Genomic DNA, 16,379 nt, shown 5'->3' with positions numbered 1-16,379 from the left:
AATTATCGTTCGAAGAATCTTAATTTTTAAATTAATATGTGATGCCGAAAGTTGTATTGTTATTGGGAGGCAACCAGGAGAAAACCAGAGAGGTATTTGACATGTCCATTGAAGTCATCAGAAAGGAGGTTGGATCGGTGATCGAACTGTCCGGGGTATACAAAAGCCCACCTTGGGGGTTTGATGATCCCAATTGGTTTTTCAACCAGGTGTTGATTGTTGAAACAACAAGCTCTCCTTTTGAGGTTTTGAGGAAAACTCAACAGATTGAAAAGCAAATGGGACGCAAAAAAAAGACGACCCTCCATTATGAGGGGCGCCTTATTGATATAGATATTTTATTTTTTGGCGATGAAGTAGTTGCAACTTCCGACCTTCAGATTCCACATCCCCGCCTGCATCTGAGGCGCTTTACATTAGAGCCTCTAAATGAATTAATGCCGGACTACTTGCATCCAGTTTTTAAAACCCGGGTGGATGTTCTTTTGGAGCAATGTCCTGACAATAGCAAAGTTTTTGTTGAATCCTGAGGGAGATTATAATTTCGGCCCGTAGGCTAAATCTCCGGCATCTCCCAAACCGGGAACGATGTAGGATTTGGCATTGAGTTCATCATCCACTACGGCTACCCAAAGAGTAACAGGTTCGTCGTTCAGCATATTTTTGATGTATTCAACTCCGGCCTGACTGGCGACAATACTCACTAAATGCACATGTTCAGGATTTCCGTTGGCTTTTATGGCTTTGTAGGCCAATTCGAGAGAAGAACCGGTTGCCAGCATCGGGTCAGCCATGATCACGGTCTTTTTATTTAAGTCCGGGGCTGAAATGTATTCAATGTGAATATCGAATTCTCCATCTTCAGTATATTTTCTGAAAGCAGAGACAAAACCATTCTCCGAACGGTCGAAGTAATTTAGAAGACCGTTGTGCAGTGGCACTCCTGCTCTTAAGATAGAAGTTACTACAATTTTTTCCTCAGGCAGCCATTCGTTGGCAGTGCCCAGGGGTGTGGTTATGTCATGCGATTTGTAGGTGAGGGTTTTGCTGATTTCGTACGCAAATATTTCTCCAATACGTTCAAGATTACGACGAAACCTTAAAGGGTCATGTTGAATGTTTACATCGCGAAGTTCAGCCACAAAAGTGTTCAGGATGCTGTGAGGCTGATTGATAAGTTTAATCTCCATTTGCCGGTTTTTAATGCAAAAATAATGTTTCAGTTCGAAATAAAGACATCAAAATTGGATTTCATGTGATTTTATGCATTAAGGGAAGAGTTACTTTTTCAATACTCTGTTGGACTTTTACAATATATATGTAATCAGTTATCTAAAAACATGTGCCTGCCTGGTGCAATGCGCATAAATTCAGAGTTATACGATTGGTTTTACATCTGGCCTGACTGCCGTCAGTCAGATATTTAATAATCTAACGATCTATTGTTTTAATTGTATATCAGTTTGTTTTAAGTCATTTGAACCGTTTCTTAATATTTTATTTGAATATCAATTTAAAGCGATAGAGCAGGTTTTTTTGTTTGATTATGTTTATTGGCCAGGGCAACCTGTTAATGGTTGTATTAAGGTAGATCTTCTCCATTGCACCAAACCCCTTATTAAATTCTGAAATGCTTGGGATACTGGATCCTGCAAAATCCAGTATTTTTTCTTCTCCGGCATGCTTCCCGATAAAATTGTCTATCAGCCCAAAGGTAGTCTTGAGTTTTCTGCCTGTTTCGTTGGATATGTGAAAAATCACAACTCTTTTATTGCCTTTGAGAAAAAAGCATGATCCAATAATTTCACCTTGGTTTTGAATTTCAAAATTTTCTCCTGAGCCATTTTTCAGAGCTGTTTTTATCATATCTGAAAAACCTCGATTATGGGCTGGTGGAGTATAGAGGGCAGGCTTTTCTTTCGCTTTTTCCTGTTGCAGGAGCTTATAGGTATTTGGATGATTTACAGACTGGATCTCCAGATTGTTTCTTTTAAACCTCCTGATGTTTTTTTTGTGTGATTTGGAGTAGGCGTTTTTTAAAGAATTGTAATCTTTATTTAGATCCAGTTCATAAGTTTTGCGGTAACTTATTGATGGATTTAATTTATGATTGACAGGGAGCTCTGTACCCATAAATCTGTAGTTGATGTACCTGAACTTTTTAAAAACCTGATGGTGGAAGATTACAGGGGAAAGCAGGGTAATAGTATTGTTTGAAGAAAAAATACCCAGGTTTAAAACATCGAATGGCATTTGAATAATTGGCGGTACCCCCTTTCCGGAAAGCGGTAAGGGCATTACACCTTTATAATTGTTGATAACAAGCCCTTTCCAGGCAGGGCATAAGTGATCCAGCACCCAGGTGTATGCCATCGGTGTTTCATTAATGGAATTTGCCACACATTGATCCCAAAGTTTTGTGTCAATTTTGTTTCGAGGCAGAATGTTGATAGCATATGGTTTGAGGGTTTCATTGGCCTCAGCGATTGCCCGTTTTGATGCGTCCATTTTCAGAGTATGCCTTTTTTGTATTTTTGGCAATGGTGATGGTCAAAATTAATCATTTGTTCCAGAGCCTTACATTCAAACGGCAATTCCAATGTTAAATTGCTTTCACTATTGGTTTCAATCAAATGATTAATGGCTCTGAATATGGCGTGTCTTTTATGACCTTCGGGATTTTCAACGCAGTCGAATAGAAAAACCCGATTGTTGGATTTTATCAGGAAAGCTGCACCGATCAGTTCATTTCTGGGGGAATAAACACTGTAGATGCCTGCACTCTTATACCTGATGGCATAATTCATGATTCTTGTCAGCTGCATGTTAAGGATGGTTGAACCTTTTTTCTGACTTCTTTTAAAGAACATGTATTCGTCCGTTCGAACGGATCTCATGACAAAAGTGCCATCATTCTGAGGCAGAATTTCCCTGGCTTTTTCCGAATATTTTGCGATGGTTTTTTCGTAAGGGGGAATAAGGTCCAGTACAGCCACTTTTCGAATGCCTTTAATCCGGAGATTTTGAAGACGGTTTAGGTGGTTGAGGGTGAGATTTACATGTTTGTAAGGAATGGCTTTTATAAATGAAGTCACCTTTTCGGATGGCAGGTGCTTAGAGGAAAAGACACCTAATAGCGGGATTCTTGAAGGTTGCTTTACTGTATTAATGCCCATTGTCTTTTTTAACGGAAGCGGGCACACCGTTTCGTAATCGCCTTCAATTAAAAGATCCCATTCATCACATGCCAGGTCTAAATACCAGGAGTAGGCGAAGACATTGGCATTAAATGATCGTTTTAATGTATTGTCGTAGCGCAACCGGTTTATTTCTTCATTTTTAATGTATTTTATTTCCATAAGGTTTAAGTCTCAAAAATTATGAAGTCCTCCTGGGATCAAAAACGTTAACCTCAGGTTTGAAAAACCTCAGTTACATCATTCCTTCATCCGCAAAGCTAAAATAGTGGTTTTCGGCTACAATGAGATGATCAAGCACCTGAATGTCGAGTATTTTTCCTGCCTCAGTTAATTTTTTTGTGATAGATATGTCTGCCTGACTGGGTTTACGATTTCCTGAAGGATGGTTGTGGCAGAGTATTAGAGAGGAAGCATGTTGATAGAGGGCTTTCTCCATAATTAGCCTGACATCAATAACGGTTCCTGCAATTCCTCCTTTACTTGTGTTGAAGCGGTTGATGACTTTATTGGCCTGATTAAGGATTAAAATCCAAAACTCTTCGTGTGGAAGGTCGGCCAGTGTCGGGTGCATTAGTGCAAAAACATCTTCGCTTTTTCTGATTTGCGGGCGCTCTACGGGTGAACTAAGCTGACGCCTGCGTCCCAGTTCAAGGGCGGCAACAATTGTGATGGCTTTGGCTTCTCCTACACCATGATAGCCTTTTTGAAGGGATTCAATAGTGGCTTTGCCTAATTCATTAAGATTGTTGTGGGCATCATGCAGGATTTTTCTTGACAGGTCAACTGCCGATTCTTTTTGGCTTCCTGATCCGATTAGAATAGCCAGAAGTTCTGCATTGGAAAGCGAGCCAATGCCTTTTTGAATGAGTTTCTCGCGCGGGCGGTCTTCAATGGCCCATTGGCGGATGCTCCTTTTCTGATAATCTTCCATCCTTTAATTTTTGAACCATTCCCGTTGGGCAATCCGAATTGGACTTTTGGGAAGGTTAGGTTACCGGAACGTGAAGATACAAAAAAACAGGAGCAAAAAAAGGTCTTCCCTTAATACAGGAAAGACCTTAGCAGTCCCTAGGAGAATCGAACTCCTGTTTCCAGGATGAAAACCTGGCGTCCTAACCACTAGACGAAGGGACCAAAAAACAGGCTTAATGCTTAAGCCAGCTTACTGATGTGATTTGCCAAACTGGATTTCAGATTGGACGCATTATTTTTGTGAATAATGTTCTTCTTGGCAAGTTTGTCGATCATAGAAGTTACTTGAGGATACATCGATTCTGCTTCCGATTTTTCGGTGGTGGTCCTCAACTTCTTGATAGCATTACGGGCAGTTTTTGCGTAATACTTATTGTGAAGCTTGCGCTTCTCAATTTGACGAACTCTCTTTTTTGCCGACTGATGATTTGCCATCTCTAATCCTTGCTAATTGTTACAAATTTCTCTCTACTTGCAGTCCCTAGGAGAATCGAACTCCTGTTTCCAGGATGAAAACCTGGCGTCCTAACCACTAGACGAAGGGACCAAAATGTGTCACATTTGATGTGTTGTTTTTCAAATGCGGATGCAAAGATAAGTCAAATTTCACTTCTTGCAAATTTCAAGGATGAAAAAAATAAAAAATGTGGGCATTTTATGATTTTTTTTGTGAGACTAAATACCGGGTTGCTTTGCGTGTATTGTAATACAGGGAGTTAAAGGTGGCAGGGGTAAATTACTATCTGGGTTTCTCATTACGGTAGAATGAATTTCATCTTTCATAAACAAGGAAGCTTATTGATCAGCGTGTGTGAAAACGATGTGTGTTAATACACATGTTTGTGTTGAAAGCTTGCTTTTTTTGTGATGTTTAAAGTCTTTCAATTTAAAATAAAGAAACAGGTGTGGGCGTGCACACAAAAATGTGTATATTTGCCCGGGAATATCCAACTTTAAAGCAAATAATTATGACCGAGTCAGTATTGAGGAATCATTTGGAAAAGGTTTCAACACGGGTTTTTGAAGACCGTGATGAAGGGTCAAAGTTTGTTGCCACCGAAATTGCGGCCTTGATTAAAGAGAAAAACAAGCTTGACAAATACACAGTATTGGGACTGGCGACCGGGAGTTCGCCTTTGTTACTCTATAAGGAGCTGATCAGAATCCATAAGGAAGAAGGTTTGAGCTTTAAGAATGTTATTACATTCAATCTGGATGAATACTATCCAATGAATCCGGTTGATGCTCAAAGCTACAACAAGTTTATGCATGAGAATCTGTTTTCTCATATAGATATAAAACCTGAAAATGTAAACATCCCCGACGGAACCATTCCGATGGGCGAAATGGACGCATATTGCCGATCTTACGATAATAAGATAAACTCTTTAGGGGGGCTGGATATTCAGGTTCTGGGAATTGGTCGTACCGGCCATATTGGTTTTAATGAGCCGGGCTCACAGATCTCTGATGGGACACGCATGGTTTATCTGAATGATATTACACGCGAAGATGCGGCCAAAGATTTTGGCGGAAAAGAGAATGTGCCCCGCACTGCTATTACTATGGGCGTGAAAACCATCATGAAAGCCAACAAGGTTTTCCTGATGGGCTGGGGTGAAAACAAGGCCCCTATCGTTAAAGAAGCTACCGAAGGTCTTGTTACCGGGGAGGTGCCTGCCTCATTTCTTCAAAATCATGACGATGTATTATTTGTATTGGACAAAGGTGCAGCGTCACGATTGAGTCGGATAGACACTCCCTGGTTAACGGGTGATTGTGAATGGACCGAACATCTTCAGAAAAAAGCGCTTATCTGGTTGTCTAACCAAACCGGAAAACCCATTTTGAAATTGACCGAAGTTGATTATAAGGAATGGGGTCTGAGATCTTTGTTAGAAACCGCTGGCACGGCCTATGACCTCAATATCGAAATCCATAATCGCTTGCAACGAACCATTACGGGATGGCCCGGAGGTAAGCCTTCTTCAGATGATAAAACCAGACCGGAAAGATCAAATCCGTTTCCTAAAAAGTCAATTATTTTTAGTCCTCATCCCGATGATGATGTGATATCAATGGGAGGAACTTTCTTGAGGTTAGTTGACCAGGGACATGATGTTCATGTGGCTTATCAAACTTCGGGAAACATTGCTGTGTTTGATGACGATGCCTATCGGTTTATGGATTTTCTGAGTGGATTCTCAAAGAAGTTTGATGTTTGCCAGCCTGAAATTAAAAAGATACATGATGAAATCTCCGGTTATTTGAAATCTCATCCGAACAATGGCAATGGTAGTTCTTCCGTATTGAGTGTTAAGGGATTGATCAGGCAAGGTGAGGCAGCTGCCGCCTGTCGCTTCAGCGGTGTAAAAGAAGAAAATGTGCATTTTCTAGATTTGCCGTTTTACGAAACCGGTAGTGTGGAAAAACAACCAGTTTCTTCCAAAGATGTAGATATTATTGTAAACTTGCTAAGGGAAGTAAAGCCTCACCAAATTTATGCTGCAGGTGATTTGCAAGACCCACACGGGACACATGCGGTTTGTCTTCAGGCTATTTTCAGGGCTCTTGAGGAAGTAAAAAATGAGGATTGGACCCAAGACTGTTACGTGTGGTTGTATCGTGGAGCCTGGCAGGAATGGGATGTTGAAGATGTGGAAATGGCAGTGCCCATTAGTCCTGATGAATTGAAAAAGAAAAGAATGGCTATATTTAAGCATCAATCTCAGAAAGATGTGCCGGTATTTCCGGGAACCGACTCCAGAGAGTTTTGGGAACGTGCTGAAGATCGTAACCGGGAAACAGCTAAGTTATACGATCAGTTGGGATTGACCGAATACGAGGCCATTGAAGCTTTTAAAAGATATCATTTTTGATTTAAATCAACCCTTTTTTTAACATAATTAAACAGGAATTATGAGTACTCAGCCGACAACAGGTACCAAGACGAACAGTCAATTTTTGGCTCTGGTCATTTTGGGAACCATGTTTTTTGCCATTGGATTTGCTTTGGGCATAAACAGTTATCTTATTCCATTGCTCAATAAAGCATTGGGCATTTCATCAGGGGAGTCTTATCTGGTATTAGCCGCCACTTTCTCTGCATTCTTAATTTTCGGGTATCCGGCGTCATTTGTAATTAAGCGTATTGGATATAAGCGGACAATGGCTCTGTCGTTTTTATTGTTTTCCATAGGGTTCTATCTTTACATTCCATCTGCCCGTTTGGAGAGTTTGCCTTTGTTCTTGACCGCATCGTTTCTGAGTGGGATGGGTAATACATTTTTGCAGGCTACGGTGAATCCCTATGTTACCATTCTGGGCCCCATGGAAAGTGCCGCACAGCGAATGAGTATCATGGGTATCATGAATAAACTGGCCTGGCCGGTTGCACCGCTTTTTCTGGCTTTGGTAATTGGTAAGAGTGTGGATCACGTGAAATTGTCTGATACAACTTTACCATTTATCATCATCATCGGAGTATTTATCCTTTTAGGTATTATCTCTTTGTTTTCACCACTTCCTGAAGTTAAGGCTGTGGGAGAAGATGAAGAATCGGCAGCGGATTGTCCGTATGCAGCTAATAAAACGTCTATCTGGCAATTTCCTCACCTTTTGCTGGGTGTTTTGGCATTGTTCTTTTATGTAGGAGTGGAAACCATCTCGCTGGGAACACTCGTGGATTATGCCGAAAGTCTGGATCTTCCCAACCCTGAATTGTATGCCTGGATTGCTCCCGTAGGTTTGGTAGTGGGATACATTGCCGGAATTGTATTAATTCCTAAATACCTCAGTCAGTCAAAAGCATTACTAATCAGTTCATGGGTAGCCATAATTGGTTCATTCCTGGTGGTTTTAACACCACCCGAAATATCCATTTTCTTTATCGTTTTCATAGCCCTTGGTTGTGCTTTGATGTGGCCTGCTCTATGGCCGCTGGCGATGACCGATCTTGGTCGTTTCACCAAAGCCGGTAGCTCATTAATGGTGGTGGCCATTGTCGGGGGAGCTTTGATACCTACTATTTACGGATTTTTGAAGGACTTCTTCGGAGCTCAGAATGCATACTGGCTGGCGTTGCCATTGTTTTTGTACATCCTGTTTTATGCTTTAAAAGGGCATAAGATAAGGACGTGAGGTTTAGATAACAGTTTATAGATGGTAGTACAATAGTCATCTGACGTACCGCCTATAGATTGCTTAAGTCTCCGAAATAGGAATTCAAGAACCAATAGAAGATCAATTTGAAGAAGATAGCACGCATAAAAGACATTGCAGAGAGGGCTAATGTGTCGGCCGGAACTGTTGACCGGGTAATTCATAACCGGGGCCGGGTTTCTGAAAATGCGAAAAAAAGAATTCTTAAAGCTATGGAAGAACTAAAGTACGAGCCCAATATGATGGCTCGTGCTCTGGTCTCTTCGGGAGAATTTCGTATTGCAGCTCTGATTCCCGACCCTACCCATGATGAATATTGGGAAGCCCCGTTTCGGGGGGTCGACGAAGCTGAAGCCCAGATGCGTCAATATGGGGTGATCGTGGATAAATTTCTGTTCGAACAGAATGATGTTGAATCTTTTAAGCATGAAGCCCAGCGCCTTTCCGAAATGTCGTACAAAGGCATTTTGGTGGCACCCATATTCTATCGCGAATCTTTGGCATTTTTAAGTAAGTGGAGTCAGGAAGGTATTCCTTTCAATTTGTTTAATACACACATTCCCGATTATGAACCCGTCACTTATGTGGGGCAGGATTCGTATCAAAGTGGTTTGCTGGCCGGTAAATTGCTTCATTACGGAAGCAAAGAACCGGGCACTTTCATTGTGGCCCAACTGGATAAAGAGGTTCTTAATTCGACGCACCTTGTAAAAAAGGAACAGGGTTTTATGGATTATTTTGAAGAAAGCAAAGAAAACGGTTTCAAAATTGTCCGGGCAGAAATCAATAACTGGGATGATGAGAGGAGCTGTCACAAACAGCTGGATGAGCTAGTTAGGAGAAATTCTGATCTGCGGGGCTTTTTCGTCACCAATTCCAGGTCTTTTGTTATTGGAGATTATCTTAAGAAGAATGGATTGGAATATCTGCAATTAGTCGGCTATGATTTGCTGACAAAAAACATTGGTCTTTTAAACGAAGGTGTTGTCGATTTTCTGATCAACCAAAATCCCCGGGGGCAAGGCTATTGGGGAGTCAGACTACTGGTGGATCATCTGGTCTTCAGAAAAGAAGTGGATCAAATCAAGTATCTGCCTCTGGATGTGGTTACAAAAGAAAATCTGCAATATTATATCTGAAGCAATACAGGTTTAGTTTTATAGTTTAATAAGCAAGTTTTGGTTAGTAAAAGAGCAGGACTCCCGCGGGAATCCTGCTCTTTTTGATTATGAAAATTAAGAAAAAAGTATTAACTCTTCAGTTTATTCACCTATCACAAAGTCGGCAGGTGTTAGTTTTCTTTCGGTACCATCCGGAAATCTGGCTTTCAACTCAAGGTTGTAACCGCCACCTCCTTCAGTAAAATAAAGCTTCATTTTGTAGTAACCTTTCTTAAGGGCTGTCGCTTCACTCACCATTTTATTCGAATGAAGGCCATCATTATCAATGAATTTTTCATTATTAAGGAACAACATGCTGCCATCATCAGAAGAGAGATAGAATTGATACAATCCTTCTTTTTCCACCTTAAACAGACCGGTAAAAATAAATCCAAAAGATCCTGCATTGGCAACATCACCGGGAATCATATCTTCCTTCAGCACACCTTCTTTATTTGGCGATTCTTCGTTCATCTCTTTCACGCTTCTGAAAAATCCTTCATAATAGCTGTATGAAAGGCCTTGTTCACCGGCCTTGACGCCCTCGGCTGGAGAGGTGTAACCTACTTTCTCAACCGGTATTTCAAGTACTGAACTGGTTTCACCTGAGCTTTTCTTTACGGTGATGGCTTTCACGGTCCCTGTTTCTGTAACGGTTATAGGTCCCGCATAAAGCTCAGAGTCTTTGGTGGGCTCACTGCCGTCGGTGGTGTACCGGATTTCGCTATTGGGCAGGGGAGTGCTTAAGGTTATTTCTGCCGACTCAAGAAATCCCGCTTTGTCAGTGTTGGATGATGGCTTGGGAAGTGCATAAAAGTAGTTTACATCCAACATGTCGAGACGCTCGTAATGTCTTTCAAGACGGCTCAGAAAGTCTTCATAATTCTTCTTTTCAATAGGAGTCCATACGACTTCAGAAAGAGCCACAGCTCTGGGATAGGCCATGTATTCCACATGGTCGGGGGTTTTCATGTATTCGGTCCATAAATTGCCCTGGGCACCAAGTACATGTTTGGCTTTTTCGTCGCCCAGCTCTTCGGGAACCGGATGATACGAATAAACCTTTTCAAGAGGAAGGAATCCGCCAATCGCTAAAGGCTCTTCTTTGGGATCATTTTGGTAATGATCGAAATACATGTGCGAATTGGGGGTCATTATTACATCGTGGCCCATTTTCGCAGCTTCAATACCGCCGGCTTCACCTCGCCATGACATCACGGTAGCTCCCGGGGCCAGTCCGCCTTCCAGAATTTCATCCCACCCAATGATCTGGCGATCGTGTTCATTCAGGAATTTCTCCATCCGGGTGATGAAGTAGCTCTGAAGTTCGTGTTCATCTTTCAGCCCTTCTTCACGGATACGGGCCTGACATTTTGGACATTCTTCCCAGCGGTCTTTGGGAGCCTCATCGCCACCAATATGGATGTATTTGCTGGGGAAGATGTCCAGAACTTCAAGCATGACATTTTCCAGAAATTCGAAAGTCTTTTCCTGTCCGGCGCAATAAATGTCAGGAAAGACGCCCCATCGGGTAGCTACTTCGTAGGGGCCTCCGGTACATCCCAGTTCTGGATAAGCAGCTAAAGCGGCCTGGGCATGCCCAGGTAATTCAATTTCGGGAATAACGGTGATGAACCTTTTCTGGGCATATTCTACAACTTCACGGGCTTCTTCCTGTGTGTAATAACCTCCATAAGGTTGGCCATCATATTCAAACGGGGTTTCTCCACCGTGGCCAATCAGGGTCTCTTTACGCCGACTTGCAATTTTCTGAAGCTTTGGATACTGCTCGATTTCCAGACGCCACCCCTGGTCTTCGGTCAGGTGCCAGTGGAACTTATTCATTTTGTGAAGGGCCAGCAGATCGATGTACTTCTTAATAAAACTTACAGGGAAAAAATGGCGACCCACATCAAGGTGCAACCCGCGATACTCAAATTGTGGCTCGTCATTGATAACAACAGCCGGGATGGTCCAGTCAATGCCAGCCTGAACCGACTGCGCCTCAATTTCGGCAGGAAGCAGTTGACGAAGTGATTGTACCCCGTAAAACAACCCAATGGCATCGGGCGCTTCAATGAGTACTCCGTCATTGGTGACTTCCATGAGGTAAACGCCTTTGTTGCCCTTCATTTTAGGCTTTAATGCCAGGTGGATGGCGTTTGATTCTGCAGTGGCCGACTTCCCCACGTCAGGTGAAAACCCTGTGGAAGGCGAAATCAGTTCTGACAGATAATTGGTCACACTTTTCACCTCTTCGTTTTCCTGAGAGATGGTGATTTTAGTGTTGGCCGTTAGTTCAAAATGTCCACTGCCTACCTTCATTTCTTTTGGGAGGGGGATGATGGATAATTGATCTTTGCCGGGGGAGCTCTTGCCGCATCCCGTAAACAGGGATAAGCTCATTGCTATTGCCATAGCGAATAGTGTTCGTTTCATTACTGTGAAATTTTTAGTGGTTGTATTTTTGAATACTTGGGTATTTATTGGCTGCTGAAAAAGCAACAACTTCATTTTTATTTCTTTTTTCATTGTTCTTTTTGGCATTGCCCCAAAATGAACCAAAAAGGTCTAGTCCGTTTAAACCTATCACCCCGCAAAAGACAAAATTTCCGGCCCCTGCGCAAGGCCTTAAAAGTCGCCCATTTTGTCTTTTTGAAACCGCCGGCCCGAAAAACGGACGGGCCAGCGCACCGTTTGAATACTAACTTCTTAGCTGATTTGAACCATTCTTATAGAACGAAAAACCACTAAAGAATCGATATGAAAAATTTATGGGCGCAAGGTAATCCCGGGATCAGGCGGAAAAGATTTCTTAATGCCATCTTCACTTTTATTTTTGGCTCGCCGGTCAGGGCCGTCCTTTTCTGAAGGCCTTCTTTTTTGTTGGATTTTAGAGCAAAAGTTTTGTTTTTTCAAATAAACATATCTGCGTCTCAGCGTTTAATATTTATATCTCCAAAAGACTTTTGGAAACCTCCTTATCCAGCGAAACCACGCGGCTCTTTTCGTTGTAAACCACCTCAACGTCGGTATCAACAGGACTGGTGATGATGGCTCTTTTTAGCTTTCCATCTTTCCAGGAAATGTCTACCGTGTAACCACCTCTGGCTTTAAGGCCTGTTACCGATCCGGTACCCCAAGCTTCAGGAAGGGCGGGGAGCAGTTCTATGTATCCCTGATGCGACTGAAGCAGCATTTCTGCGATGCCTGCGGTACCACCAAAGTTGCCATCAATCTGGAATGGGGGATGGTTATCGAATAAGTTGGGGTGGGTCGATTTGATAAGCAACGCTCTCATATTTTCATAGGCTGCCTGCTGGTCTTTCAACCGGGCAAAAAAGTTGACCATCCAGGCCCGGCTCCATCCGGTGTGACCGCCGCCGTGCTTTAGTCGTGCTTCAATTACTTTGCGGGCTGCCTTCATGAGTTCCGGGGTGTCGGACCATGAAAACTGATTGGATGGGTAAAGTCCGTATAAGTGCGACATATGCCGGTGTCCGGGCTCAGCTTCTTCAAGCTCTTCCGACCACTCAAGAATGCGTCCGTCGCTTCCGATTTGTGGGGGCGTTAGATTTTTAAGCTGTTGGCTGATTTTCCGGGTGAAACGATCTTCTGCGTCCAGTACTTTTGCGGCTTTAATTACTGAAGTGAAAAGATGATGTATGATTTGATGATCCATTGAAGGGCCCATGACCACTGAGGCATGGTCCCCACGGGGAGTGATAAAGGTGTTTTCGGGTGACATGGATGGCCCTGAAACCAACAGTCCTGTTTCGGGATTTTTCACCAGAAAACCGGATAAAAACATGGCTGCTTCTTTCATGACATCATATCCGTAATTTTTGAGAAAAGCAGTATCACGGGTAAACAGAAAATGTTCCCATATGTGAGTGGCCGACCAGGCAGCACCCATTGGCCACATACCCCAACGGGGTTCTCCCAGCGGATTGGTAAAAAGCCAGGCATCCGTAGTGTGATGTGCCACAAAACCATCGGCACCATAAAGTGTTTTGGCGGTTTCCCGGCCATTTTCGCGCAACCGGCCAATAAATTTTAAAAATGGTAAATGACACTCCGGAAGATTGGTGACTTCGGCAGGCCAATAATTCATTTGCAGGTTGATGTTGATGTGGTAATCGGCATTCCAGGGCGGGGTTAGGGTACCTTCCCAAAGTCCCTGCAGGTTGGCGGGCATTGTTCCCGGGCGTGATGAGGAGATGAGCAGGTATCGGCCAAACTGATAATAGAGGGCAAAAAGAGCAGGGTCTTTCGATCCTTTATGTAGCGCTTCCAATCTTTCATCGGTAGGGAAAAAACGGGCATCGGTCTCGCCAAGGTCCAGCTTCACCCGGTTAAATAAGGACTGATAATCTGTGATGTGTTCCGCTTTTAAGGCTTCATAGGTTTTACCGTCAAGCGCTTTCAGGTATTTTTCACATTTTAGAGTAGGATCATCGCCCCGGTAGTTGGTAGCCGCCACGTGCATCAGTACCACTTCATCGGCATTTTCGATGCGAACAGATTGGTCATCAGAGGTCATAGTGCCGCCAGTTGGCAAAATTTTCACTCTGGTTTCATAGGTAACACCGTCCTTATCGTCCACCTTTTGATGCATGATGAGGGTGGTATTCTTTACTGAGACTTTTTCACCCTCTCCGGGTCTTGTCAACCGGGCTGTAAATGAGATTTGACCATGCTTGTCTGCACTCAGCTTAATCACGGTGGCATTGGCCGGATGAGAGGAGAAATACTCACGAGAATAGTTGACCCCTTCACCCTGGAAGGAAACTGCAGCAACGGCTTCCCCGATATTTAGCTGACGACGGTAATGGCTCACTTCCTTAGGGATATCGAAATTCAGCGTGAGATCCCCCAACGTTTGATAGGTATTGGTATTGGAAGGCAACCGGTCACTGAGGAGATATTTGCGGGCCAGACTGTCGGCTTCTTTGTATTGCTTTTCGAAGAGCACCTGGCGTATCTTATCAATGTATTTGCGGCCGTCAGGCATGTTTTGGTATTCATCCCTTTTGGTCCATACCGACTCTTCATTGAGCTGAATACGTTCCTCCGATACACCGCCAAAAACCATGGCGCCTTGTCTTCCGTTGCCCAGAGGCAGAGCTTCATCCCACTCGGCGGCGGGTTCGTCGTACCAAAGGTTTAAAGTGCTGGCTGGTGCCTGAGCTTTGAGCCCTAACGAAATTGCCAGAAAAACAATTAAGAAGATTTTTTTTTGCATATCCTAAAAATTTAGTCGGTTTTTTTGCTTTTTCGGTGTTAGTAAGGGCTTCACTTTGAGTGAAACCCTTACTTTTTGTGCATTATTCATTATCTGTAGGAAACTCAAACACAGATGAAGGCTGATGGGCTTCATTCATAAGTCGTCTCATTTTCTCTGCAATTTTTGGATGCTCATTGGCAATATTGTGTTCTTCGCTTATGTCTGTTTCCAGATTGTAGAGTTCAACGTCCCGGTTGCCTTTAGCCAGGTTGTAGCGCACGCCTTTCCATTTTTCCATGCGAACGGCCTGTCGTCCGCCCAATTCGTGAAACTCCCAATACAGATAATCGTGTTGGGGTTGTGGCTCGTTCTTAAGCTCCGGTAACATGGAAATGCCGTCTAGTCCTTCCGGAACCTTCCGGCCTGCCACCTCGCAAAAAGTCGGGTACATGTCCCAGAAGGCGGAGATATGATCCGATTCCCGGCCAGCCTCAATGACTTTGGGCCAGCGAGCCACAAAGGGCACCCGGATACCGCCTTCGTATAGGTCTCTTTTGTGACCACGAAGCGGACCGTTGCTGTCGAAAAACTCCGGATCGTTGCCGCCTTCAACATGCGGACCGTTATCGGAGGTGAATACGACCAGCGTATTTTCATCAATGCCCAGATCTTTGAGCAGCTGCATCAATCGTCCCACGTCACCATCCAGATGGGTGATCATAGCCGCCAGTGCGGCCCGTGGATGTTCTTGTTTGCCGTAATGGCCGCCCGGCCAGGGATTGGGCTCAGGATATTGGCCGATGAATGGTTCCAGATATTTATCGGGAATACGCATTTCGGCATGAGGGATGGTATAAGCCAGATACAAAAAGAAGGTACTGTCGCGGTTGGAGCGGATGAAATCGAATGCCTTTTCTGTTTGCACATCATGGCTGTAAACTTTTTCGGGATACTCCACTTTTTGGTCGTTTTCCCAAAGGTAGTCCACAAAGTAATGGTGGGCATGCCGCTGACAATTATATCCAAAGAAATAGTCAAACCCCATTTTCATCGGGTCACTCACCGATCCCGGATATCCCAGACCCCATTTTCCGATGCAGGCTGTTTTGTATCCTGCATCCTGCAATTCGCGAGCAATGGTGCGTGTGGACGCAGGCATGGGTTGCTGGCCTTCGGGTTTCACTTCCCGGTTGCCGCGGATGGGGGTATGCCCGGTATGCAGCCCGGTTAACAGAGTGCTACGTGATGGTGCGCACACAGTGCTTCCACTGTAATGATTGGTAAAACGGATGCCCTCACTGGCCAGTTGGTCAATGTTTGGGGTCCGGAATTTTTTCTGACCGTAACAACTCAAATCGCCGTAACCCAGGTCATCAGCCAGAATGTAGATGATGTTGGGCTTTTGGAGCTCTTTTTGTTTTTCTCCCTGGCATCCTGTCAGGATCAGGAAAAAAACAAATGGGAGATAGAAAATTCTTGATGGCATGGTGAATGGTTTTAGTTAACAATGGGTGATTTTAAGGGTTGATAAATTCTGCCTCTAATATAGATTAGGCGGGGGTAGCAGCGGGGGTAATGTTACTTATTACCCCGCTGTTTTTTCCATATTAAGTTGTCCGAAAAGTCATGAATTTCGAGTTTTTCTGCAAAGGAAATTTG

Annotated in this window: 12 protein-coding genes and 2 tRNA genes; 4 read left to right on the top strand and 10 right to left on the bottom strand. The window is 43.6% G+C overall.

Features of this window, described 5'->3' with window-relative positions; translation table 11 throughout:
- Positions 1-41 precede the first annotated feature (41 nt).
- A complete protein-coding gene (gene folK, locus DDZ16_RS05605) occupies positions 42-530 on the top strand; it encodes a 2-amino-4-hydroxy-6-hydroxymethyldihydropteridine diphosphokinase (RefSeq protein WP_109263451.1) in 489 nt (162 codons plus the stop codon).
- Between the two features lie 6 nt (positions 531-536).
- Here folK and upp read toward each other — a convergent pair whose 3' ends face one another.
- The 7 genes from upp to DDZ16_RS05570 all read right to left on the bottom strand — a co-directional run bounded on the left by upp (position 537) and on the right by DDZ16_RS05570 (position 4,719).
- Positions 537-1,190 carry a uracil phosphoribosyltransferase gene (gene upp / locus DDZ16_RS05600; RefSeq protein ID WP_109263450.1) on the bottom strand — a complete coding sequence of 218 codons (654 nt, stop codon included), beginning with the start codon at positions 1,188-1,190 and terminating at the stop codon, positions 537-539.
- A 307-nt stretch (positions 1,191-1,497) separates the two neighbouring features.
- A complete protein-coding gene (locus tag DDZ16_RS05595; RefSeq protein WP_109263449.1) occupies positions 1,498-2,508 on the bottom strand; it encodes a hypothetical protein in 1,011 nt (336 codons plus the stop codon).
- 2 nt (positions 2,509-2,510) lie between these two features.
- A complete protein-coding gene (locus DDZ16_RS05590; protein WP_109263448.1) occupies positions 2,511-3,359 on the bottom strand; it encodes a hypothetical protein in 849 nt (282 codons plus the stop codon).
- Positions 3,360-3,432: 73 nt separating this feature from the next.
- The gene (gene radC / locus DDZ16_RS05585) at positions 3,433-4,131 is read right to left on the bottom strand and encodes a RadC family protein (RefSeq protein WP_109263447.1); all 699 of its coding nucleotides are present in this window, start codon (positions 4,129-4,131) and stop codon (positions 3,433-3,435) included.
- A 131-nt stretch (positions 4,132-4,262) separates the two neighbouring features.
- Positions 4,263-4,334: transfer RNA gene (locus tag DDZ16_RS05580), tRNA-Glu, on the bottom strand.
- Between the two features lie 18 nt (positions 4,335-4,352).
- Positions 4,353-4,607: a 30S ribosomal protein S20 gene (gene rpsT, locus DDZ16_RS05575; protein ID WP_109263446.1), complete on the bottom strand. Its 255-nt coding sequence runs from the start codon at positions 4,605-4,607 to the stop codon at positions 4,353-4,355.
- 40 nt (positions 4,608-4,647) lie between these two features.
- Positions 4,648-4,719, bottom strand: a tRNA-Glu gene (locus DDZ16_RS05570).
- Positions 4,720-5,140: 421 nt separating this feature from the next.
- Between DDZ16_RS05570 and nagB the strand changes: the two genes are divergently transcribed.
- The 3 genes from nagB (at position 5,141) to DDZ16_RS05555 (ending at position 9,472) form a co-directional block, all read left to right on the top strand.
- Positions 5,141-7,051 (top strand): glucosamine-6-phosphate deaminase, encoded by a 1,911-nt coding sequence (nagB, locus tag DDZ16_RS05565; protein WP_109263586.1) that lies wholly within the window; start codon positions 5,141-5,143, stop codon positions 7,049-7,051.
- Positions 7,052-7,091: 40 nt separating this feature from the next.
- Positions 7,092-8,312: a glucose/galactose MFS transporter gene (gene gluP, locus DDZ16_RS05560; RefSeq protein WP_109263445.1), complete on the top strand. Its 1,221-nt coding sequence runs from the start codon at positions 7,092-7,094 to the stop codon at positions 8,310-8,312.
- 107 nt (positions 8,313-8,419) lie between these two features.
- Complete coding sequence (locus DDZ16_RS05555) at positions 8,420-9,472, top strand: LacI family DNA-binding transcriptional regulator (RefSeq protein WP_109263444.1); 1,053 nt, start codon at positions 8,420-8,422, stop codon at positions 9,470-9,472.
- Positions 9,473-9,595: 123 nt separating this feature from the next.
- Here the strand turns inward: DDZ16_RS05555 and DDZ16_RS05550 are convergent, their stop codons facing one another.
- The 3 genes from DDZ16_RS05550 to DDZ16_RS05540 all read right to left on the bottom strand — a co-directional run bounded on the left by DDZ16_RS05550 (position 9,596) and on the right by DDZ16_RS05540 (position 16,206).
- A complete protein-coding gene (locus DDZ16_RS05550) occupies positions 9,596-11,932 on the bottom strand; it encodes a family 20 glycosylhydrolase (protein WP_109263585.1) in 2,337 nt (778 codons plus the stop codon).
- 511 nt (positions 11,933-12,443) lie between these two features.
- Positions 12,444-14,738: a glycoside hydrolase family 95 protein gene (locus DDZ16_RS05545; protein ID WP_109263443.1), complete on the bottom strand. Its 2,295-nt coding sequence runs from the start codon at positions 14,736-14,738 to the stop codon at positions 12,444-12,446.
- Positions 14,739-14,820: 82 nt separating this feature from the next.
- Positions 14,821-16,206, bottom strand: coding sequence for an arylsulfatase (locus DDZ16_RS05540; RefSeq protein ID WP_109263442.1), 1,386 nt, complete (start codon positions 16,204-16,206; stop codon positions 14,821-14,823).
- Between the last annotated feature and the right edge of the window lie 173 nt (positions 16,207-16,379).

It is taken from the genome of Marinilabilia rubra (assembly GCF_003121985.1).
GTDB classification, from domain to species: Bacteria; Bacteroidota; Bacteroidia; order Bacteroidales; family Marinilabiliaceae; genus Marinilabilia; species Marinilabilia rubra.
Note: the sequence above shows the minus strand (reverse complement) of the source record. Positions and strands in the feature narration are given on the sequence as shown.

Excerpts from the sequence above, each read along its gene's own strand:
- folK (WP_109263451.1), top strand. The coding sequence starts at position 42 with ATGCCGAAAGTTGTATTGTTATTGGGAGGCAACCAGGAGAAAACCAGA.
- upp (WP_109263450.1), bottom strand. The coding sequence starts at position 1,190 with ATGGAGATTAAACTTATCAATCAGCCTCACAGCATCCTGAACACTTTT.
- DDZ16_RS05595 (WP_109263449.1), bottom strand. The coding sequence starts at position 2,508 with ATGGACGCATCAAAACGGGCAATCGCTGAGGCCAATGAAACCCTCAAA.
- DDZ16_RS05590 (WP_109263448.1), bottom strand. The coding sequence starts at position 3,359 with ATGGAAATAAAATACATTAAAAATGAAGAAATAAACCGGTTGCGCTAC.
- radC (WP_109263447.1), bottom strand. The coding sequence starts at position 4,131 with ATGGAAGATTATCAGAAAAGGAGCATCCGCCAATGGGCCATTGAAGAC.
- rpsT (WP_109263446.1), bottom strand. The coding sequence starts at position 4,607 with ATGGCAAATCATCAGTCGGCAAAAAAGAGAGTTCGTCAAATTGAGAAG.
- nagB (WP_109263586.1), top strand. The coding sequence starts at position 5,141 with ATGACCGAGTCAGTATTGAGGAATCATTTGGAAAAGGTTTCAACACGG.
- gluP (WP_109263445.1), top strand. The coding sequence starts at position 7,092 with ATGAGTACTCAGCCGACAACAGGTACCAAGACGAACAGTCAATTTTTG.
- DDZ16_RS05550 (WP_109263585.1), bottom strand. The coding sequence starts at position 11,932 with ATGAAACGAACACTATTCGCTATGGCAATAGCAATGAGCTTATCCCTG.
- DDZ16_RS05545 (WP_109263443.1), bottom strand. The coding sequence starts at position 14,738 with ATGCAAAAAAAAATCTTCTTAATTGTTTTTCTGGCAATTTCGTTAGGG.
- DDZ16_RS05540 (WP_109263442.1), bottom strand. The coding sequence starts at position 16,206 with ATGCCATCAAGAATTTTCTATCTCCCATTTGTTTTTTTCCTGATCCTG.